At 61.9% G+C, this 21,643-nt stretch carries 17 protein-coding genes and 1 pseudogene; 15 read left to right on the plus strand and 3 right to left on the minus strand.

Annotated elements, in window-relative coordinates:
- Positions 1-208: 208 nt before the first annotated feature.
- The 10 genes from ycaC (at position 209) to AC1UK9_RS11835 (ending at position 12,878) form a co-directional block, all read left to right on the plus strand.
- Positions 209-841: an isochorismate family cysteine hydrolase YcaC gene (gene ycaC / locus AC1UK9_RS11790; RefSeq protein WP_102359026.1), complete on the plus strand. Its 633-nt coding sequence runs from the start codon at positions 209-211 to the stop codon at positions 839-841.
- A gap of 244 nt (positions 842-1,085) precedes the next feature.
- Positions 1,086-2,138 carry an isopenicillin N synthase family dioxygenase gene (locus AC1UK9_RS11795; protein ID WP_482580147.1) on the plus strand — a complete coding sequence of 351 codons (1,053 nt, stop codon included), beginning with the start codon at positions 1,086-1,088 and terminating at the stop codon, positions 2,136-2,138.
- A gap of 27 nt (positions 2,139-2,165) precedes the next feature.
- Entirely contained in the window at positions 2,166-2,975 is an 810-nt protein-coding gene (locus AC1UK9_RS11800) for a MetQ/NlpA family ABC transporter substrate-binding protein (RefSeq protein ID WP_025109122.1), read from the plus strand.
- Positions 2,972-3,772: a methionine ABC transporter ATP-binding protein gene (locus AC1UK9_RS11805; protein ID WP_473015323.1), complete on the plus strand. Its 801-nt coding sequence runs from the start codon at positions 2,972-2,974 to the stop codon at positions 3,770-3,772. Before AC1UK9_RS11800 ends, AC1UK9_RS11805 begins: the two co-directional genes overlap by 4 nt.
- Positions 3,769-4,440, plus strand: a complete 672-nt coding sequence (locus AC1UK9_RS11810) for a methionine ABC transporter permease (protein ID WP_025109129.1) — start codon at positions 3,769-3,771, stop codon at positions 4,438-4,440. Before AC1UK9_RS11805 ends, AC1UK9_RS11810 begins: the two co-directional genes overlap by 4 nt.
- An 8-nt stretch (positions 4,441-4,448) precedes the next feature.
- Positions 4,449-5,999, plus strand: coding sequence for a sugar ABC transporter ATP-binding protein (locus AC1UK9_RS11815; protein ID WP_482580149.1), 1,551 nt, complete (start codon positions 4,449-4,451; stop codon positions 5,997-5,999).
- Positions 5,992-7,017: an ABC transporter permease gene (locus AC1UK9_RS11820; RefSeq protein ID WP_025109124.1), complete on the plus strand. Its 1,026-nt coding sequence runs from the start codon at positions 5,992-5,994 to the stop codon at positions 7,015-7,017. The genes AC1UK9_RS11815 and AC1UK9_RS11820 overlap by 8 nt, the downstream gene beginning before the upstream one ends.
- Before the next feature lie 25 nt (positions 7,018-7,042).
- Positions 7,043-8,098, plus strand: coding sequence for a substrate-binding domain-containing protein (locus AC1UK9_RS11825; protein ID WP_025109125.1), 1,056 nt, complete (start codon positions 7,043-7,045; stop codon positions 8,096-8,098).
- Between the two features lie 986 nt (positions 8,099-9,084).
- A complete protein-coding gene (locus AC1UK9_RS11830; protein WP_482580150.1) occupies positions 9,085-11,472 on the plus strand; it encodes a TonB-dependent receptor plug domain-containing protein in 2,388 nt (795 codons plus the stop codon).
- A 41-nt stretch (positions 11,473-11,513) separates the two neighbouring features.
- Positions 11,514-12,878 carry an APC family permease gene (locus AC1UK9_RS11835; RefSeq protein WP_482580151.1) on the plus strand — a complete coding sequence of 455 codons (1,365 nt, stop codon included), beginning with the start codon at positions 11,514-11,516 and terminating at the stop codon, positions 12,876-12,878.
- Here AC1UK9_RS11835 and AC1UK9_RS11840 read toward each other — a convergent pair.
- From AC1UK9_RS11840 to AC1UK9_RS11850, 3 genes are all read right to left on the minus strand, one after another.
- A complete protein-coding gene (locus tag AC1UK9_RS11840; RefSeq protein WP_473015327.1) occupies positions 12,875-13,336 on the minus strand; it encodes a DUF3574 domain-containing protein in 462 nt (153 codons plus the stop codon). The two genes, AC1UK9_RS11835 and AC1UK9_RS11840, sit on opposite strands and share 4 nt — an antisense overlap.
- 1,111 nt (positions 13,337-14,447) lie before the next feature.
- Complete coding sequence (locus AC1UK9_RS11845; RefSeq protein ID WP_482580152.1) at positions 14,448-15,923, minus strand: hypothetical protein; 1,476 nt, start codon at positions 15,921-15,923, stop codon at positions 14,448-14,450.
- 47 nt (positions 15,924-15,970) lie between these two features.
- Complete coding sequence (locus AC1UK9_RS11850; RefSeq protein WP_482580153.1) at positions 15,971-16,882, minus strand: cupin domain-containing protein; 912 nt, start codon at positions 16,880-16,882, stop codon at positions 15,971-15,973.
- A gap of 103 nt (positions 16,883-16,985) precedes the next feature.
- Here AC1UK9_RS11850 and AC1UK9_RS11855 point away from each other — a divergent pair, with 103 nt between their 5' ends.
- From AC1UK9_RS11855 to AC1UK9_RS11875, 5 genes and pseudogenes are all read left to right on the plus strand, one after another.
- On the plus strand, positions 16,986-17,531 hold the full coding sequence (locus tag AC1UK9_RS11855; RefSeq protein ID WP_482580154.1) for a carboxymuconolactone decarboxylase family protein: 546 nt from the start codon (positions 16,986-16,988) through the stop codon (positions 17,529-17,531).
- A 64-nt stretch (positions 17,532-17,595) separates the two neighbouring features.
- On the plus strand, positions 17,596-18,666 hold the full coding sequence (locus AC1UK9_RS11860; protein WP_482580155.1) for an acyl-CoA dehydrogenase family protein: 1,071 nt from the start codon (positions 17,596-17,598) through the stop codon (positions 18,664-18,666).
- Positions 18,663-19,505 carry an ABC transporter ATP-binding protein gene (locus AC1UK9_RS11865; protein WP_025112363.1) on the plus strand — a complete coding sequence of 281 codons (843 nt, stop codon included), beginning with the start codon at positions 18,663-18,665 and terminating at the stop codon, positions 19,503-19,505. The genes AC1UK9_RS11860 and AC1UK9_RS11865 overlap by 4 nt, the downstream gene beginning before the upstream one ends.
- Positions 19,471-20,669: pseudogene (locus AC1UK9_RS11870) on the plus strand (ABC transporter substrate-binding protein). The gene AC1UK9_RS11865 and the pseudogene AC1UK9_RS11870 overlap by 35 nt, the downstream one beginning before the upstream one ends.
- The gene (locus AC1UK9_RS11875) at positions 20,669-21,433 is read left to right on the plus strand and encodes an ABC transporter permease (RefSeq protein ID WP_473015334.1); all 765 of its coding nucleotides are present in this window, start codon (positions 20,669-20,671) and stop codon (positions 21,431-21,433) included. Before AC1UK9_RS11870 ends, AC1UK9_RS11875 begins: the two are co-directional and overlap by 1 nt.
- Positions 21,434-21,643: the final 210 nt, after the last annotated feature.

Genomic DNA, 21,643 nt, shown 5'->3' on the forward strand with positions numbered 1-21,643 from the left:
GGAAGACGGTTTAATGAAGGTGTTATTAGCTCATAACTGCCGACCCTCGGGATTTCTGTAGGCAGCGCCTGCAGCTATTGCTCGATTGTCCCTTTTGAGTTGACAGTAAAACGCGTTTCAACGGATTTATCCGATCAGGTCGTGTCCGTAATCTGTGCCCATGTTCAACGCAACCCCAACCATCACAACCAAGAAAAGGGATTCAACCATGAGCACTGCAACCTACAACCGCCTGAACAAAGACGACGCCGTAGTCCTGTTGGTCGACCACCAGACTGGCCTGATTTCTCTGGTTCAGGACTTCTCGCCGAACGAGTTCAAGAACAACGTCCTGGCCTTGGCCGACCTGGCAAAATTCTTCAACCTGCCGACCATCCTCACCACCAGTTTCGAACAAGGCCCCAACGGCCCGCTGGTTCCGGAACTCAAGGAAATGTTCCCCGACGCACCGTACATCGCCCGCCCAGGCCAGATCAACGCCTGGGACAACGAAGACTTCGTCAAGGCGATCAAGGCCACCGGCCGCAAACAGATCATCATCGCCGGCGTCGTGACCGACGTCTGCGTAGCGTTCCCGACCCTGTCGGCACTGGCGGAAGGTTTCGACGTATTCGTTGTCACCGACGCCTCCGGCACCTTCAACACCACCGTCCAGCAAGCCGCCTGGAGCCGCATGACCCAGGCCGGCGCACAAATGATGAACTGGTTCTCGGTAGCCTGCGAACTGCACCGCGACTGGCGCAACGACATCGAAGGGCTGGGCAATCTGCTGTCGCAGCGGATCCCGAACTATCGCAACCTGATGAACAGTTACTCGGCGATTACCGCAGCGCAGAAGTAAGCGTTGGTGTCAGACTGAAAGCCTGCTTTGGAGAGCAGGCTTTTGTTTTTTCGACACCCGCAGCGCTGATCATCCCCAGCGCTAAGCTAATGCAAAAAAGATATTTGTTCGGTGTTTTTAATATCGTTTAGTTTTGGCTCACAGACGAACCAAAGCATCAAACCGATAGACCTCCCGATTGCCATGACGGCACACGCTGAATCGATCACAGGCTCTTCAGGTTTGATTCACACGGGAGTGAATCATGCCGCACGCATCAGTCATCAACACGCTGCCTATTCTTGATCTTTCGCTGCTCGACGGCTCGGCGCAGCAGCGCCGGCAATTTCTCGAAGACCTGCGCCATGCCGCCCGTGACGTCGGGTTCTTTTACCTGGCCGGGCATGGCATCGACGGTTCCCTGCTCAGACAGGTCCAGGATCAGGCACGGCAGTTCTTTGCCTTGCCGCAAAGCGATAAAGCCGCTGTCGGCATGATCAATTCGCCGCACTTTCGTGGTTACAACCGTGCCGCTTCCGAAATCACTCGCGGGCAACCTGACCTGCGCGAGCAGTTCGATCTTGGTGCCGAGCGCGAAGCGTTGCCGTGGTCGCCGGACAGCCCTTTCTGGACGCGGTTGCAGGGGCCCAACCAATGGCCGCAGGCCCTGCCGCAACTCAAGCCGTTGCTGCTCGACTGGCAGCAGGCGATGACGCGTATGTCGCTGCGTCTGTTGCGGGCGTTTGCCGAGGCGCTGTCGCTGCCGGCCGATGCCTTCGACCGCTTGTACGGCGACAAGCCCAACGAACACATCAAGCTGATGCGCTATCCGGGGCAGGCACGTGGGGCCAGTCATCAGGGGGTTGGCGCGCATAAGGATTCGGGGTTCCTGAGCTTTTTGCTGCAAGACCAGCAGGCGGGGCTGCAAGTGGAAGTCGAGGAGGGGCGCTGGATCGATGCGCTGCCCCGCGACAACACGCTGGTGGTGAACATCGGCGAACTGCTGGAGCTGGCCACCAACGGTTATCTGCGCGCCACCGTGCATCGGGTGGTGTCGCCACCTGAAGGCAGCGAACGTCTGTCCATCGCGTTTTTCCTCGGCGCGCAACTCGACGCCGTGGTGCCGCTGTATCCCTTGCCCACCGTGCTGCTGCGTGAAGCACGCGGCCCGGCGAGTGATCCGCTCAATCCGTTGTTTCGCGATGTCGGCTGGAACTACCTCAAGGGCCGGTTGCGCTCGCACCCCGACGTCGCCCGACGCTTTTATGCCGACGCACTGATGCCCGCTGCACCGGTTCGCAAGACCGCCAACGCCTGATTCATCACTCGCTCAAGGATTACGCCCATGTTGAAACAAGCAGGTTTGACCCTGGCCGTGCTCGGCGCGCTGGTGACTTCGTTTGGCGCTCAGGCGCTGGAGCCATTGCGGGTGGCGGCGGACCCGGTGCCGCACGCGCAGATCCTCGCCTACATCCAGAAGATCGATCCGCAACTCAACCTCAAGGTCATCGAGATCCCCAACGGTGTGAACTCCAACGAGCTGCTGGTGCACGGCGATGTCGATGCCAATTACTTCCAGCATCTGCCGTACCTCAAATCCCAGGAGCAGGCGCTGGGGCAGCAACTGGCGGTGGCGGCCACGGTGCATATCGAGCCGTTGGGGATTTATTCACGCCGGCACAAAAACTTCGCCCAAGTGCCGGAAAAAGGCACCGTGGCCGTCCCCAACAACGTCACCAACCTGAGCCGTGCGCTGTACCTTTTGCAGGACAACGGCCTGATCAAACTCAAGCCCGGTTTCAAGGACCCGGCGGCCGATCAGGCGACGCCCAAGGACATCGCCGAGAACCCCAAACAGCTGAAGATCCTAGAAATCGAATCGCCGCAGATTCCCCGGGCGCTGGACGATGTCGACCTCGCCGTGATCAACGGCAACTACGCGCTGGAAGCCGGGCTGGTGCCGGCCAGGGATGCGCTGGGGCTGGAGAAGGCTGAGCACAATCCGTACGCCAACATTCTGGTGACCACGCCGAAATTGCAGAACGATCCACGGATCGCGCAACTGGCCAGGGACCTGACTTCGCCGCAAGTGGCGAAATACATCACCGACACCTTCAATGGCTCGGTGATCCCAGTGGTGGATGCCACGCCATGATCGTCGTCGAGCAGGTCAGCAAAACGTATCCGGCATCCACCGCGCCGGCACTCGATCAGGTGTCGCTGAGCATTCCCGACGGCGCGATCTACGGCATTCTCGGGCGTAGCGGTGCGGGCAAATCGACCCTGCTGCGTTGCCTTAATCTGCTCGAACGCCCGGACAGCGGACGCATCCTGATCGACGGCGTGGACTTGCTGACGCTGTCCGCCAGCGACCTGCGCCGCCAGCGTCAGCGCATCGGGATGATATTCCAGGGCTTCAACCTGCTGCACTCGCGCACCGTGTTCGACAACATTGCGGTGCCGCTGGAGATCGCCAACGTCGGCAAACCGTGGCGCCATGTACGGGTGCGCGAACTGCTGGAACTGGTCGGCTTGAGTGACAAGGCGCAAGCCTTTCCCTCGCAGTTGTCCGGTGGCCAGAAGCAACGCGTGGGGATTGCCCGCGCGCTGGCAGCAGAGCCGGCGTATCTGCTGTCGGACGAAGCCACCAGCGCGCTGGACCCGGACACCACCGCATCGATTCTCGACCTGTTGCGCGACATCAATCGGCAACTGGGCTTGACCATCGTGCTGATCACCCATGAGCTGGACGTGGTCAAATCGATCTGTGATCACGCCGCCTCCATGGCTGGCGGGCGACTGGTCGAGGCCGGGCCGGTGCCGCGACTGCTGGCGGATCCGCAGTCGCTGCTGGGCGCCTCGCTGCGTCCGACCTGTGGTCTGCCGTTGGGGCATGCCGCGCCGGGGCTGAGCTTCCTCAAGCAATACGGCGTACGGGCGGCCCAGTCATGAACCGCACAATCAATTGGGATGAAATCCTGCAACTGGTGTTCAACGCCACCGGCGAAACCCTGTACATGGTGCTGCTCGCCGGGCTGTTCACGCTGCTGATCGGTCTGCCGCTGGGTGTGTTGCTGTTTGTCAGCCGGCGCGACGGACTGTGGCCGCTGCCACGGCTGAATGCGGCACTGGGTTCGCTGGTCAACCTGGGGCGCTCGCTGCCGTTCGTGGTGATGCTGATCGCGCTGATTCCGCTGACCCGGCTGGTGGTCGGTACGACACTGGGCAGCACGGCGGCGGTGGTGCCGATCACCATTGGCGCGTTTCCGTTTTTTGCGCGGATCGTCGAGAACGCGCTGGATGAAGTCGACAAGGGCCGGATCGAAGCGATCCTCGCCATGGGCGGCGACATCCGCCACGTGATTTGCAAAGTGTTGCTGCCCGAAGCGCTGCCGGCGTTGCTGGCGGGGATCACCCTGACGCTGGTGATGCTGATCGGTTTTTCTTCCATGGCCGGGGTGATTGGCGGTGGTGGTCTGGGCGATCTGGCGATCCGTTATGGCTACCAGCGTTTCAACAATGAAGTGATGGTCGCCACCGTGGTGGTGCTGGTCATTCTGGTTCAGGGCGTGCAAAGCCTCGGAGACCGGCTGGTGCGGTCGCTGGCCCATCGACGTTAAGGAATTGTATGAGTGTCGTCGTGGCTCAAAAGCCGCTGATTCAAGTGCGCGAACTGAGCAAGACCTTCGGTTCGAACCGCGCGCTGGATAGCGTCAGCCTGCAGATTCATCCTGCCGAAGTGGTGGCGTTGCTTGGTGCCAACGGTGCGGGCAAATCGACGCTGGTGAAGATTCTGGCCGGCAGCCAACGTGCCGATGCTGGCGCGATTCATGTTGATGGGCAGCTCCGGCAGTTCAGCTCGCCGCTGTCGGCGCGGCGGGTGGGAATTGTCGCGGTGCATCAGCAGATCAACGAGGGTATTGCCCCCGGTTTGAGTGTGGCGGAAAACCTGCTGCTCGATGAGTTGTGCAAACCCGACGCCGACTTCTGGCTCAATCGCAAGCGCCTGCTGGAACGCGCTGCGAGCATCGCCGCCGGGCTCGGGCTGGTGTTGCCGCTGGAGCAAACCATTGATCATCTGGGCCAGGCCGAACGGCAGTTGGTGGTGTTGGCCCGGGCCTTTGCCTTGCAGCCGCGCCTGCTGATTCTGGATGAGCCGACGGCGGCGTTGTCCGACGCCGAGGCGCAGCGCCTGTTCGGTCTGATCGACACCTTGCGCAGCCGTGGAGTGGCGATCATCTACATCTCTCATCGCCTGTCCGATCTGCAACGAGTGGCGGATCGCGCCATTGTCTTGCGTGACGGGCGCCTGGCCGGGGAGTTCAGCGCGCGGCAGTTGCCCGAAGCGGTTCACGCGATGCTCGGGCAGGCGCTTGACGGGCATGTCTACAGGCCAGGGACTGTGGGGCGAAAAGTCCTGGGTGTGCGCGGCCTGCAGATTTTGCCACGCTCGCAACGGTTCGATTTCGACCTGCACGAAGGTGAGGTGGTGGTGCTGACCGGGTTGCTCGGCGCCGGCAAAAGCGAGATTGCCGAAGTGTTGTTCGGCCTGCGTCAAGCTGTGGCTGGCAGCCTGCAACTGGATGGCGTGGACTGGCAGCCGAACTCGCCAAGGGAAGCCATTCATCGCGGCGTGTTTCTCGCGGCGCAGGACCGGGCCAGCCAGTCGCTGGTGCCTGATTTTTCTTTGCGCCGCACGCTGACGCTGCCGTTTCTGCAGCGCTTCACCCGCGCCGGTTTCATTCGCAACCGCGCTGAAGCAGCGGCGGTCGAGGCGCAAGTTGCGGCGCTGGGGATCAAGACCGCTGGAATCGAAGTGCCGATGAGCGCGCTGTCCGGCGGCAATCAACAGAAGGTCGTGCTGGGTCGCTGGTTGCTTGGGGCAGGGCGGGTGTTGATTCTCGACGAGCCGTTTCAGGGCGTTGATGTCCGGGCCCGCCGTGAGATCGGTCAACTGCTGCGCGACAGTGCCGTCGGCCGGGCGACGCTGGTGATTTGCGCGGATGTCGACGAAGCCCTGGAAATCGCTGATCGAATTCTGTTGTTGCGTGATCACGCGGTGGTTGCCGACTTCCCGCGCGCCGGTCTGCAACGCGCCACGCTGGTCGCCGCGCTGGCCGGCACCGAGGTGATCGAACATCCCTTTCATGCCACGTCAAGGAGCAGAGCGAGTGCCTGATTCGAGTTCACTGTTATCGAGCGCAGCGGCACCCGCCGAGCGCTTGCTACAAGCGTTGATCCGCTATGGCCTGTTGTGGCTGCTGGCGCTGATCGTGGTGTTTTTCAGCGTCGCGGAGCCAGCGTTTTTACGCGTTGGCAACCTGTTCAGCATCTTGCAGTCGGTATCGATTGTTGCGCTGCTGGCGCTTGGTGTGACGTTGACCATGGCCGTTGGCGGGCTGGATTTGTCGATCGGTGCGGTGGCTGCGATGAGCCTGATGATTGCCAGCTACGTCATGGTGGTGCTCGGTTGGGGCGCGGTGCCGGCGGTGCTGATCAGTCTGGCCGGCGGCGCATTGGTCGGACTGCTCAATGGCTGGCTGATCGTCAAGCTGCGGGTGCCGGACATTCTCGCGACGCTGGGCAGCATGTTTCTGGTGATCGGGGTGCAACTGATTCCCACCGGTGGGCGCTCGATTGCGGTGGGCATGACTTTGCCCAGTGGCGAGGAAACTGAAGGGGCCTTCAGTGCGGCGTTTCTCGCCCTGGGTCGCGGACGGCTGTGGGAGGTGGTGCCGGTGCCGGTGTTGATCACTGCGCTGGTAGCGCTGGCGGTGTGGTTGTTTCTCGAGCGCACGCGCGTCGGGCGTTTGTTTTATGCGATCGGCGGCAACGAGCAGGCGGCGCGGCTGGCGGGGGCACCGGTGCAGCGCTTCAAGTTGCTCGCTTACGTGCTGTCGGCGCTGCTCGCATCGCTCGGCGGTTTGTTGTTGGCTGCTCGCTTGGGTCGGGGCGACGTCAGCTCCGGCAATGGTCTGGTGCTGGACGCGCTCGGTGCGGCGCTGATCGGTTTTGCCGTGCTCGGCGCGAAGAAGCCAAACGCTTTCGGCACGCTGGTCGGGGCATTGCTGGTGGCCTCGCTGCTCAATGGCCTGACCATGCTCAACGCGCCGTATTACGCGCAGGATTTCGTCAAGGGACTGGTGCTGGTGCTGGCCCTGATGTTCACCTTCGGCCTCGCGCATCGGGCGCGCTGAGTCGACATCGTTCAAGGAAAGTCGTATGCATGGTTCACTCAAACAGTTCGCGCGCCATTGCCTCGCCGGCGCCATGCTCTCGGCGTTGGCCTTGAGCGCTCAGGCCAAGGCCTTACCGGGTGCGCCGGCACCGTTTGACAAGGGCCAGGTACAGATCGCTCTGGTCGGTTATCTGTTTTCCGGGGACTTTCCCGAGGCGTATCTGCGCGGCGTGGAGAAACAGACCGAAGCGCTGGGAGCCAACCTGCGGGTATTCGATGCGCGGCAGCAGGCGGCGAGTCAGGGCGAGATGATCGATCAGGCGATCGATCTCGGGGTCGACGGGATCATTGTGCAACTGGGGTTGGCGGAAACCCTCAAGGGGCCGATTGACCGGGCGATCGCCAAAGGCATCAAGGTGGTGGCGTTCGACGTCGACCTGAACAGCCCGCAAGTGACGCAGGTCGAGCAGGATCACCACGCGCTGGCGCGACTGGCGCTGGAGCAGGCGGTGAAGGACAACGGCACACGGTTCGACGCCGGTTACGTGTACATCAGTGGCTTCACGCCGATGGAGCGTCGCGACGAGATCTGGAGTCAGGTGAAGAAGGCTAATCCGGGCATCATTGAAAAGGCGCGATTCGGCACGCTCAACCCGCCGATTGCCAACTCGGTGGCGGATCAGGCCAGCGCGGTGTTACGCGCCAATCCGGGGATCAGCGTGATCTTCGCGCCGTTCGACGAGTTTGCCAAAGGCGCGAAGATTGCTGTCGACGAGGCCGGGTTGGGGCGCAAGGTGAAGATCTACAGCGCCGACATTTCCACCGCCGACATCCAGATCATGAAAGAACCGGACAGCGCCTGGGCGGCGACCGCGGCGGTCAATCCGCAAGTGGCGGGGGCGATCAGCGTGCGCAGTTTGGCGATGCTGATTGCCGGCGAAAATCCGGGGCATCAGGTGCTGGTGCCACCGACCTTGATCACCCGTCAGCAGTTGCTGGACCTGGACGTGAAAAACGTCCGCGACCTGGCGCAGAAACTCCCGGCCTTCGGTGATACCGCCAATGTGGCGCGGGCCGAGTGGATACCTGTGGCCAACTGAAAACTATCATCCAACGACAGATTCCGTGGGAGCGAGCCTGCTCGCGAAGAGGCCATTCCAGGCGGCATATTCGGAGACTGATACACCGCTTTCGCGAGCAGGCTCGCTCCCACATTGGATCTATGTCGTACGGATAATCTGTGTTCCCCTCAATAAAAACTGTAGGAGCGAGCCTGTTCGCGAAGAGGCCAGTCCAGTCGGCATTTTCAGTGACTGATACACCGCCATCGCGAGCAGGCTCGCTCCCACATTGGATCTATGTCGTACGGATAATCTGTGTTCCCCCCAATAAAAACTGTGGGAGCGAGCCTGCTCGCGAAGAGGCCAGTCCAGGCGGCATATTCGGAGACTGATACACCGCTTTCGCGAGCAGGCTCGCTCCCACATTGGATCTATGTCGTACGGAAAATCTGTGTTCCCCTCAATAAAAACTGTAGGAGCGAGCCTGCTCGCGAAGAGGCCATTCCAGTCGGCATATTCGGAGACTGATACACCGCTTTCGCGAGCAGGCTCGCTCCCACATTGGATCTATGTCGTACGGAAAATCTGTGTTCCCCCCCAATAAAAACTGTGGGAGTGAGCCTGCTCGCGAAGAGGCCTGCTCAGTCAACATCTTCAGTGACTGACACACCGCTTTCGCGAGCAGGCTCGCTCCCACAGGTGTGGTGGTTATGCTTGAGTTAGTTGTTGGTTAGTTGAATTGCTGTTGTTCTGGCAACACTTGTGTTGCCCTTAAAACAACTAACGGGGCTGATCTAACCTAAGTGTTATTGGTTCTTTTGCGCCCGGCACCGGCTCGTCTAGCATCAGCATTCAAGGGGGAATGACTTACTTTGGGGATTCTGCGCTTTACCCACTAACCACGTTAAAACAGCCTTCACCGCCTTCCTGATTTCTAAAACTACAGCAGACATTGCCGCGCATTGATTGCCGAACTCTTATTGTCGGCAACGGCCGGGTATTAGCTGCGATAAAGGAGCCGTAACATGCATCAGCGTTCCCGTTCATTACTCGCCATCGCGGTTGTCGGTGCGATCTGGCAACTTCCGGCGCAAGCCGAGGACACGTCCACGCATGTTGACGATGACACACGGCTGGGTACCGTGCTGGTCACCGGCACCCGCGGCACTGCGCGCACGGTGCTGGACTCACCGGTGCCGGTGGACGTGTTGACCGCCGCCGACCTCAAGTCCACTGGCGCTGCCGACGGTGAGCTGGGCCAGGCGCTGCAGACGTTGCTGCCGTCCTTCAGCATGCCGCGCCAGTCCAACTCCGGTGGCGCTGACCATGTGCGCGCCGCGCAGCTGCGTGGCATGAGCCCGGATCAAGTGCTGGTGCTGGTCAACGGCAAGCGCCGCCACACTTCGGCGGTGGTCAACGACTCCTCAAAAATCGGCCGCGGCACGGCGCCGGTGGACTTCAACTCAATCCCCATCAGCGCGATCAAACGCATCGAAGTACTGCGCGACGGTGCCGGGGCGCAGTACGGCTCCGACGCGATTGCCGGGGTGATCAACATCATCCTCGACGACGCCCCCGAAGGTGGTGAAGTGTCCACCAGTTACGGTGCCTATCACACCCATCAGGATGCGATCGGCCGCACCACCACCGACGGCCAGAACAGCGTGACCACCGCCAAGATCGGCACGCGCCTGGGCGAAGAGGGCGGTTTCATTCGCGGCGGCACCGAGTACAAAAACCGCAACCCGACCAACCGCGCCGGTTTCGACGGTTTCGCCGATAGCCCCGAGCAGCGCAACTATGTGATGGGGGACGGTCTCGCGCGGGACGTCAACCTGTGGTTCAACAGCGAGGTACCGCTGGCCGGCGGCAAGGCTTATAGCTTCGGCACCTACAACCAGCGCCATACCACCGGCGCCGAGTTCTATCGCTACCCCTACGAGCAGCCGCAATTCTATCCCAACGGCTATTTGCCGCAGTCGCTGGGTGACAACAAGGACATCTCCGCCACGGCCGGTTTCAAGGGCATGATCGGTGAAGACTGGGATTTCGACAGCAGCGTCACCCATGGCCGCAACCGGTTTGACGGATCCACCCGCCGCACCCTCAACGTCAGCCTCGGAGAAGATTCGCCGACGAAGTTCGACACTGGCGATTACGAGCTGCGCCAAACCACCACCAACCTCGACTTCAGCCGAGAATTGCGCCTCGGCGGGCGCTCGTTTGTGTTGGCTCTGGGCGGCGAATACCGCTACGAAAACTACCTGACCTACGCCGGCGACGAAGCCTCTTACATCGGCTCTGGCGCTGACGGCGCGAATGGCTTGCGCCCCAGCGAAGAGTCGGACCTGGACCGCAACGTGTTTGCCACTTACGCCGAGGTCTCGGGTGATCTCACTGACCGCTTCTTCGTCGACGCCGCAACTCGCTGGGAACATTACGACGATGCCGGCAGCAAACTCACCGGCAAGCTCAGTGGCCGCTACAAACTGACCGAACAGTGGGCGTTGCGCGGCGCGGTGTCGAACAACTTCCGCGCGCCGTCGCTGGCCCAGAGCGGTTTCCAGAACACCACCAGCAATTTCGGCGAAGGCGGCACCCTGACTGACATTCGCGTGCTCTCGGTCAACGACCCGATCGCCCGTGCGCTGGGGGCGCAAAAGCTCGATCCGGAAACCTCGAAGAACTTCAGCCTCGGCCTGACCTTCCAGTTGAACGAACGTTTCGATGCCTCGCTCGACGTGTTCCGCATCGACGTCAAGGACCGCATCACCCTGTCGCAGCGCATCGGCAGCGACGCCATGGAGCAATACATCAACGACACCTTCGGCGTGCCGGGGGTGCATGACGTCAATTTCTTCACCAACGCGGCCGACACCAGCACCCACGGCGCCGAACTGGTGCTCAACTACCACCAGCCGCTGTATGACGGACAACTCGGCTTGACCACCGCATACACCTATAACCACACCAGCGTCACCCACACCAAAGGCACGCCGTCGCAGCTCAGCGCGTTGGGCATCGGTGGCGACGCTCTGGTCGGCGTCGAAGAAACAAACACCCTGACCGACGCCGCGCCCAAGGATCGCTTCGTGTTCACGGCCAACTGGGCCAGCGAACACTGGGGCCTGCTCGGTCGTCTGACCCGTCAGGGCGAGACCACCCGGGTGTTCGATTTCGGTGACTCGCAACCGGAGCAGACCTATGGCGCGGTGTGGCAACTGGACGCCGAGGTGACCTACAAATTCACCCCGAAATTCAGCGTGGCGCTGGGCGGCAACAACCTCACCGACAATTACCCGGAACGCTCCGGCTCGGCGATCAACTACGGCGGCAACCTGCCGTATGACGTGCTGTCGCCGATCGGCACCAATGGTGCTTATTACTACGCCAGCGCCACCTACGGCTTCTGAGCCGAACCGCCACGGACGGCGGATCTTCTGCAGGACTGTTTATGAGCCACTCGAACGGCCCCAAGCGCCATTTGCCGGTGTTGCAGGCGTTGCTGATCACGCTGGGCATGGTGATCACTACCGACATCCTCAAGACTGCGCCGACCGTGGCACTGAACGTCGGGCCTTCCTGTTTTTACTGGGTCTGGGTCCTCGGCGGTCTGGCGTCGATGGCCGGAGCCTTGTGCTTCGCCGAAATGGCCACGGCCTTTCCGCATCCGGGTGGCGACTATCACTTTCTGCGCACCGCCTATGGCGAGCGCATGGGGCTCCTGTTCGCCTGGTCGCGTTTTTCGGTGATGCACACCGGGTGGATTGCCTTGTCGGCGTTCATGTTTGCCGATTACTTCAACGCCGTGGTGCCGCTCGGTCGATACGGCCCGGGACTGTTTGCCGGTGGAATAATAGCGGCGCTGGTGCTGCTCAATCTCACCGGCAAACACATCGGGTTCATCACTCAGACCTTGCTGGTGGGCTTGTTGGCCCTGGGCTTTTTGAGCATTGCCAGCGCAGGTGTGTGGCTGGCGTGGCAGGGGAACGAAGCAGCGGCTCCGAGCGTATCGGTCACGCCGGAAAACACTGGCATGGCCGGGTTCTCGGCGGCGATGATTTTCGTGTTTCTCGCATTCGGCGGCTGGAGCGATGCGGCAACGTTGTCGGCGGAAGTGCGCGACGGTCGACGCGGCATATTCATTGCGATGCTCGGCGCACTGACGGTGCTGATGGCGATCTACCTGGCGCTGAACTGGGCGTTTGTCCAAGGCCTGGGTTTTGCCGGACTGGCCGCGAGCAACGCGCCCGCGGTGGAACTGCTGAACCGGGCGTTCGGTGCGCCGGGCGTGCTGTTGATTCTGCTGATGGTCGGTATCGCGGCCATCGCCACTATCAATTCGACCTTGCTGGTCGGCGCCCGCACCACCTACGCCGCCGCCCGCGATGTACCGCAATTGCGCCGCTTCGGCGAGTGGAATGAACGCGACGGCGTGCCGCGCAAGGCTTTGCTGGCGGAGGGCGCGGTCGCGTTGTTGCTGGTGCTGTTCGGCAGTTTCACCCAGAGCGGTTTCAACACCATGGTCGAGTACCTGACACCGGTGTACTGGCTGTTTCTCAGCTTGAGCAGCCTGGCCTTGATCATTTTGCGGCGGCGCTTTCCCGAGGTGCCGCGGCCGGTTCGGGTGCCGTTGTATCCGCTGTTGCCGCTGCTGTTTTTCGGTCTGTGCCTGTACATGCTCTATTCGAGCGTGACAGTGGTGGGCTGGGGCGCGTTTCTGGGGATTGGCGTGTTGCTGGTGGGCGCGTTGCTGCTGGCGGGATTGAGCCGCCTGGCGTCGACGCCTCGGCAAGCTCTTGGACCTGTCGCTGATTAAAACGAAACGTGCGCCGGTTGCGACAGGCGCAATACCGACAAGTCTCCGGTGATGCGTTTGTACGCCAGCCGAATCGCCTCGATGTTGCCGTCATTCTGCGGATTGTTCTCGTGCAAAATCACGATGACCTTGGTGCTCAGGCGCTCAGGCTCCTTTGCCCCATGATCGCGCCACTGTCCGTAGGCATCGAAGACGGTGAATCCGTCGGGAAATCTGGAGGTGACTTCCTTATCGAGAAACTCGCGCCAGCGCGCGGGGCTGACCGCACCTTCCTTGCCATCCACCGTGCCCACCGAGAAGTACAACTCGGTGCGAATCCACTGTGCCTGCGCCGGACGCGTGGCGTCGCCTTGCAGGGTCGAACTGGCGGGGTCTTTGGTGTGCACGGAAACCGCAGGAGGACTGGCGCACCCGGCGACAGCGACGAACAGCGCAGCCAATAACAGGCGTCTTTGCATGGAACATCCCTTTTGATGAGTTGAGTGCCGACGCGCAATTATAGAAGGCGAGGTTAATAGCGATAAAAGATTAAAAAATGGTTCTGTGTTCTATTTCTGGAATAAGAAAAGTCATCTGTCCGGGGCTTGAACGATACCTTGTACCAGAATCGCGGCTTCCAAACGATTCACTGCGAACACAAGTCTGGCGACCGATACGAACACTGTGGGAGCGAGCCTGCTCGCGAAAGCGCCGGGTCAGTCAAGGCGATGCCGGAGGTGCCGACGCCTTCGCGAGCAGGCTCGCTCCCACGGGTTTTGTGGCATGCCCCAATCCGCTGATCGACACGAACACTGTGGTAGCGGGCTTGCTCGCGAAAGCGCCGGGTCAGTCGACACGATGCCGCATGTGCCGACGCCTTCGCGAGCAAGCCCGGCTCCCACAGGTCTCGCAGCGTGCCCCAATCCGCTGATCGACACGAACACTGTGGTAGCGGGCTTGCTCGCGAAAGCGCCGGGTCAGTCGACACGATGCCGGATGTGCCGACGCCTTCGCGGGCAAGCCCGGCTCCCACAGGTCTCGCAGCGTGCACAAATCCGCTGATCGACACGAACACTGTGGGAGCGAGCCTGCTCGCGAAAGCGCAGAGTCAGTCAACACGATGCCGGATGTGCCGACGCCTTCGCGAGCAGGCTCGCTCCCACGGGTTTTGTGGCATGCCCCAATCCGCTGATCGACACGAACACTGTGGGAGCGAGCCTGCTCGCGAAAGCGCCGGGTCAGTCGACACGATGCCGGATGTGCCGACGCCTTCGCGGGCAAGCCCGGCTCCCACGGATCTTGTGGCATGCCCAAATCCGCTGATCGACACGGACACTGTGGGAGCGGGCTTGCTCGCGAAAGCGCCGGGTCAGTCGACGCGATGCCGGATGTGCCGACGCCTTCGCGAGCAGGCTCGGCTCCCACGGATCTTGTGGCATGCCCCAATCCGCTGATCGACACGGGCACTGTGGGAGCGAGCCTGCTCGCGAAAGCGCCGGGTCAGTCAAGGCGATGCCGGATGTGCCGACGCCTTCGCGGGCAAGTCGGCTTCCACGGGTTTCGCAACAGCTTTCTCGCTGCAGTGACGCCTCATTCCGCCGCTTCGATCTTGTACTGACCATAGCCATATGCACTTCCGGCATCGACCGGGACAAATAAACCGTAGGTTTGCAGATAGGCGTAGGTGGCGCTGTCCTGGCCCTTGTCTTTGCGTGCGCAGGTGATGACCTTGGCGGTGCCGCTCAACGATGGATAGAACTCACTGGCAGGTTTGTGCGACTCCACCTGGCAGTCAAATCTGGAGTCCTCCGGTTCAGGCGCTTTTTGATATCGGGCGGAGGCGCGTTGCACGGTATAGGCCAGGTGGCTGCCGACCGGCATGTTCGTCCAGTCACCTTCGAATCGCAGATCGGTGATGGCGTTTTTTCTGACCCTGACTCCGTAATGGTCCTTGGTGTAGTCAATGCTGGCCAGCTCGGTCAGCCCGCGAAAGCTGACGTTGACCACTTGGCGCGTGTTGCCATCGTAGCGCTCCATCAACTGCTTGCCAGGCTGGTAGGGCAGATAGCGAGTGTCACGCCCGGGGTTGCGTAGCCTGTCCTTGAGGATCGACAGATCCAGTTGTTCTGCGATCTTTTGTTCGTGTGCTTCGTTAAAGCTCTTATAGGAAAGGCGCAGATGCTCGATGCTTTTTTCCGGCGCCGGCAGTTTCAACGCCTCGATGGACTTCACAACCGAGGCTGGCAGTTGCGGATCCGGCAATTCGAAGGCAGTTTGCGTCCGGCCCGGGAAAGGCTTGTATTGATCCAGCGCCTGCTGCGTACCGCAGGCCAGCGTCAGCAACTGGCGCTCATCGGCATCCGGGTTTTGCAACACGGCGGGTTGCTGGACCATCGCGCCGCCGATCACGCGGTTGTCCTTGTCCAGATAAAACGTGCTGAGCGAGGTCAATCGCTGCTGAGCGCAGTCGGCACTCCAGCGTTGCCGGACTTGCGCGTACAGGTCTTTATCCGACGGCATCAACGCCTCGGCAGCGGGAACCCGGGCAGACCAGAACAACGTCTGGCCGTCCTTATGAATCAGGCTGGCGCGATCCAGCAACTGCCAGTCCTGCTGTTCGGGCGCGGCAATGACACGCCATTGAGGTACGGGCGTCTGGGCGCACACCTGCTTGAGTTGGGCGCTCTGCAAAAACAGTTGTTTCTCTGCGCCAGGCATTTGTCTGCCTTCCGCCGTTGCACTTTTTCGATCGACCGCCAAGCGCAGCATTCCACCCGTGGTCAGGTGAGCCATTTGCGCGTCTGGCAGGTGGCAGTTGGCATCGAAGCGCACGAGATGGCGGATGTTGTGGCCGTTGAGTTCCATCACCACGTAGGTGACGTAGTCTCCCTCACGCACGATCGAGTGTGATTCCGGTTGAAGGGCAAGGGCTGCGGTGAGTTCTTCGCGGCCCATTGCGTCGAGGTCGGCCGAGGTCTGTTTCTTCGCAGGGCTTTGGCAGGCGGCGAGCGCCACGGCCAGAGTAACTAACGACAAGCAATTGAAGCGCCGAATCAAGGCATCCATGCGGGGACACGCCATCAAGAAAAAAGTGATGGCATATTAACATGTGCTCAGCGCCCCTCATGCTGCTTGCGATAGGCCCCCGGTTGCACGCCCACCGACTTGGCGAACGCCCGGGTAAACGCGGCAATCGACTGATACCCCACCGCCGCACACACCTGCTCCACCGTGTGGTTGGCGCGCAGTAACTGGCAGGCGTGGCGGATGCGCAGCGCCAGCAGCACTTGCCCTGGTGATTGCCCGGCGAGTTCGTTGAAGCGTTTGAAGAACGCCGAGCGCGACAGGCCGATGCGCGCCGCCATGCTTTCCAGTGACCACGGCAATTGCGGCTGCTCGATCAACTGATCCAGCAGCGGCGCGAACTGCGGATTGCGCGCCAGTGCCACGAGGCCGCCGAGGCGCTGGTTGTCGGCCATTTGCTGACGCAGCACGTAAAGAAACAGCAGATGACTCAAGCGTTCCAGCAGGGCCGAGGAGGGGGCAGGCAGGCGTTCGCACTCGTGCAGGATCAATTCGAACAAGGCCCGCGCCGCACTCGAGCTCGGGTCGCCTGCGCGCAGGATGATCCAGTCCGGTAAGCCTTCGATGATCAGCGATGACAACCCGGACTTGAAGTGAAAGAAGCCGCAGACCAGCCCGACACCGTCCTGCGCCTGACTGTCGAGCGCGGTCATGGCCACGCGCGGCAACGTGTGGGCGATGGCCGGATTTTCGGCGTTGGAGAGCCGGTAGTTGAGATCGCGCAGCAGGAATACCGCATCGCCGCTGTCCAGGCGCAGGGCCACTGGATGACCTTCGATGTGCAGCCAGCAACGGCCCTGCACGATCAGATGGAAACTTGCGCGCGCTAGCCCATGAGTGCTCGCGTGCCACGCACCGCAGTAGCGGCCGACGTGGAACAGGCGGGCGTCGAGTTCGAGGCTTTCTAATAACCAATCAACCAGTGGGCTGGACGAAATCATCTAATGGAAACACTCAGGAGCAAGTAATCGCTACTTTAGAATATGGATCGGAATTTTTATAACCAACAGACTTGCCGGACACTCATCAGCAGGAGTCTCCACCATGTCGCGAGTTACCTTACACACCGTGCAAAGCGCACCCGAAGCGGCCAGGCCGTTCCTCGAAAATGCGCAGAAGAGCTCCGGGTTCATCCCCAACCTGCTGGCCGTATTGGCTAACGCCCCAGCCGCGCTGGAAACCTACGTTACGGTATCGGCGCTCAATGGCAAAGCCGAACTCAGCCTCGCCGAGCGCGAAGTGGTGCAACTGATTGCCGCGACCAACCATGGTTGCGATTTCTGTGTCGCAGGTCATACCGCCGTCGCGCTGAATAAGGCCAAACTGCCGCCGGAGGTGGTCAGTGCGCTGCGTGAGAAAGCCACCGTGCCCGTGGAAAAACTGGAAACCCTGGCCGCGTTCGCCCGTGAAGTGATTGCCACCCGGGGCAAGGTCAGTGATCAGACCTTCAATGAGTTCAAGGCCGCCGGCTACACCGAAGGCAAAGCGCTGGAAGTGATCCTCGGTGTCAGCCTCGCGACCCTGTGCAACTTCGCCAACGTGTTTGCCGACACGCCGCTCAACCCTGAGCTGGCCCCGTATCGCGCGTAATCGGCGAGTGCTTCAGGCTGCATCGTCTATGGTTGATGCGGCTGCGTACAAGGAGAGAAACGACATGCTCAATCCGGCATTGATTGAATGGCTGGAACACAACGCCCAGGCCCTGGATACGGGCGACGGCGATTCGCAGCAGGTGCTGACGCAGCTGGCACAGGCCGGGGTGCTGCGCGTCGGCATCGCCCCGGCGCTAGGCGGCAGCGGGGGGCACGTCAGCGACGCCGTGGAAACCCTGGCCGCCGTTGCCAGCCATTCATTGGCGGCGGCGTTCGTGTTCTGGGGCCAGCGCGCCTTTATCGAATACCTGCTGCACAGCCCCAACACCGTGCTGCGCGACAGACTGCTGCCGTCGTTGCTCAGCGGCGAACTCGCTGGGGCGACCGGTTTGTCCAACGCGATGAAGTTCCTGTCCGGCATCGAAGCGCTGCAAGTGCGCGCGGCCAGTGCCACCGACGGCTGGACCTTGAACGGGCGCTTGCACTGGGTGACCAACCTGCGTCAAAGCGGTTTTGTAGTGGCCGCAGCGATCGAGCACGTAGAGGGCGGTTCGCCGTTCGTGCTGGCGATCGCGGATGACGCTGGCGGCGTGCAACGTTCGGCCGATCTGCAATTGATGGGACTGCAATCGAGTAACACCGCGGCCATCGATTTCACCCGGGTGACGGTCGCTCGCGAATGGTTGTTGCATGAGGATGCGCGCACGTTTCTACCAGCGGTGCGTCCGGCGTTTCTCGGCTTGCAGTGCGGCATGGCGATCGGTCTGGCGCGACGTGCGTTGGCCGAGGTCGAAGGGCATTTGCAAGACGGTCGCTCGGTTCTGCTGGAGCCGCTGCATGAGCAACGCGAGCAACTGGCGAAGACCGTTGGCGAGCTCAAGCAAGGCTTGCAGGATGGGCGTTTCCTGACGCATCCGGCGGCCTTGTTCCGGGTTCGCATCGCGTTGGCTGAGTCCGCCGCCAGCGCCGTGCAACTGGAATTGCAGGCCAGCGGTGGCAAGGCTTATCTGACCGCGCACGGCAGTGGTTTCGCCCGGCGTTGGCGTGAGTCGGCGTTCGTGCCGATTGTCACCCCGAGCCTGGTGCAACTGCGCGCCGAATTGCAGCGGCAGAAACGGGAAGCGACGGCATGACTACGCCGTTGCTGGAGGCGCAGGGCATCAGCCTCGGTTACCCTCGGGAGCAGGGCTGGCACACTGTGCTGGAACACTTCGACCTGCAATTGCAGCCCGGCGAAGTGGTGACGATTCTTGGGCCCAGTGGCGTCGGCAAATCCAGTCTGCTGCGGGTGCTGGCCGGTTTGCAGGCGCCGCAGCGGGGCCGCGTGAGCCTGCTTGGCGAGCCGCTGACCGGCGCGCATCCTCGGGTGGCGGTGGCGTTTCAGGACCCGAGCCTGCTGCCGTGGTTGACCCTGGAAAAGAACGTCGCCTTCGGCCTCGATTTCGCCCGGCAGCCGCACCTGACCGCCGAACAACGCAAGGCGCGGATCGACCACGCGATTGCCGCCGTCGGCCTCGAGCACGCACGGTTGCAGCACCCGGCGCAGCTGTCCGGCGGCATGGCCCAGCGCACTGCGTTGGCGCGTTGTCTGGCGCGGCAGCCGCAGGTGCTGTTGCTTGATGAACCGTTCGGCGCGCTGGATGAAATCACCCGCGCCGACATGCAGCAATTGCTCTTGCAACTGATTGCCGAACACCACACCGCAGCCGTGTTGATCACCCACGATATCGACGAAGCCCTGCTGCTCTCCGAGCGGATTCTGCTACTGGGTAACAGCCCGGCGCACATCCTCGGCGAGTGGCGCATCGACCTGCCTCAGCCGCGTGCCGAGCTGGTCGAGGAACTGGGCGCGCTGCGTATCGACATTCTCAAAACCCTTCGGCGGGCGAGCCGCAATCCTCTCACTCAACCTGTGCCCGCTACGTCGGAGATTGACCATGTGCCTGGACGACTTCACTCACACACGTCGTGACTTCCTCAAACTCAGCGCCTTGCTGACCGCTGGCGGCGCGTTGCCGCTGCTCAACAGCCTGAACGCCCGCGCTGCATCCGAGCCGAACGCGCCGGTGCGCATCGGTTATCTGCCGATCACCGACGCCACGCCGTTGTTGGTCGCGCACAACAATGGCCTGTTCGAGGCCGAAGGCATTCAGGCCGAGCGCCCAGTGCTGTTGCGCAGTTGGGCGCAGGTGATCGAGGCGTTCATTTCCGGGCAGGTCAACGTGATTCACCTGCTGTCGCCAATGACCGTGTGGGCGCGCTACGGCAGCAAGGTGCCGGCCAAGGTCGTGGCGTGGAACCACGTCGGCGGCTCGGGCCTGACCGTGGCGCCGGGTATCACCGAGGTCAAGCAACTGGGCGGGCAGTCGGTGGCGATTCCGTTCTGGTATTCGATCCATAACGTGGTGGTGCAGCAGCTGTTCCGCGACCACGGGCTGGTGCCGGTGAGCAAGCCGGCCAGCGCCGCGCTGGCGCCGAACGAGTCAACCTGCTGGTGTTGCCGCCGTCGGACATGCCACCAGCCCTGGCCACCAAGCGGATTGCCGGTTACATCGTCGCCGAGCCGTTCAACGCTCTGGCCGAGGAGCTAAAGGTGGGCCGCGTGCAGCGCTTTACCGGCGACGTCTGGCGCAATCACGCCTGCTGCGTGGTGTTCATGCACGAGCAGGACTTGAACAACCGTCCCGAGTGGTCGCAGAAAGTGGTCAACGCCATCGTCAAGGCGCAGGTCTGGACCCGAGACAACCGCGCCGAGGCGGCCAAACTGCTGTCCAGGGACGGCGCCAATCGCTACACGCCCCACGCGCAACCGGTGCTCGACCGCGTGCTGGCGCCGGCCGCCAGTGATCGTGAGTTGTACCTGAGCAGCGGGGCGATCCAGCACAGCCATTGGGATGAGCAGCGCATCGACTTCCAGCCGTACCCGTTCCCCAGCTACACCGAGGAGCTGGTCAGGCGCCTGAAGGACACCTTGATCGAAGGCGACAAGGGTTTCCTCGCCAGCCTTGATCCGCAGCAGACCGCCAGGGATCTGGTAGACGATCGCTTCGTGCGGAATGCCATTGCTGCAGTCGGCGGGATGAAGGCATTCGGCTTGCCGGAAAGCTTCGAGCGCAGCGAGGAGTTCAGCCTCTGATGCGTCAGCGATCTTCCTCGACCTTGCACGGCGCGCTGGGTGTTGCCGGGTTGTTGTGCCTGTTGCTGCTGTGGTGGCTGGGCGTGCACCTGCTCGGCGGCAACGACAGCCTGGCGTTGCGTTTTTCCCCGGAAGCCACGCTGGCCAGCCTCGGCGAACTGCTGCTGCGCCCGGAGCTGTACGAGCATGTACTGGTCAGCCTGAAGCGGATTCTGCTCGGCCTGCTGCTGGCGTTGCTGATTGGCGTGCCGCTGGGGCTGATGATCGGCAGCTACCGGCATCTGGAAGCAGCGACCACCCCGGCATTTCAATTTCTGCGGATGATCTCGCCGCTGTCGTGGATGCCGGTGGTGGTGATGCTGATGGGCGTGGGTGATCAGCCGATCTACTTTCTGCTGACCTTTGCTGCGGTGTGGCCGATCCTGCTCAACACCGTGGCCGGCGTACGCCAACTCGATCCGCGCTGGCTGCAGCTCAGTCGCAGTCTCAGCGCCACCCGTTGGGAAACCCTGCGCAAGGTGATTTTGCCCGGCGTCCTCGGCCATGTGTTGACGGGGGTGCGGTTGTCGATCGGCATTCTGTGGATCGTCCTGGTGCCGTGCGAAATGCTTGGGGTCAGCGCGGGGCTGGGCTACTTCATCCTCGATACGCGGGACCGCCTGGCGTATTCGGAACTGATGGCGATGGTGCTGCTGATCGGTGTGCTGGGTTTTGCGCTGGACGCGTTTGCGCGGTGGCTGCACCGGCGCTGGGCGCCAGCCTGAGCCCATTCGCGAGCAGGCTTGCTCCCACAAGGGATTTCTGCCAGCCATCGATCCTGTGGTTAGCAGGTACCCCCTGTGGGAGCGGGCTTGCTCGCGAAGAGGCCGTGTCAGTCACCATCCCTTTGCCTGACCCGACGCCTTCGCGAGCAGGCTCACTCCTACAATGATCTCGGCCATTCGCCAAATTCGTGTTCACCACAGACAAATGTG

It is taken from the genome of Pseudomonas sp. AK-TSAG1-1 (assembly GCF_056821665.1).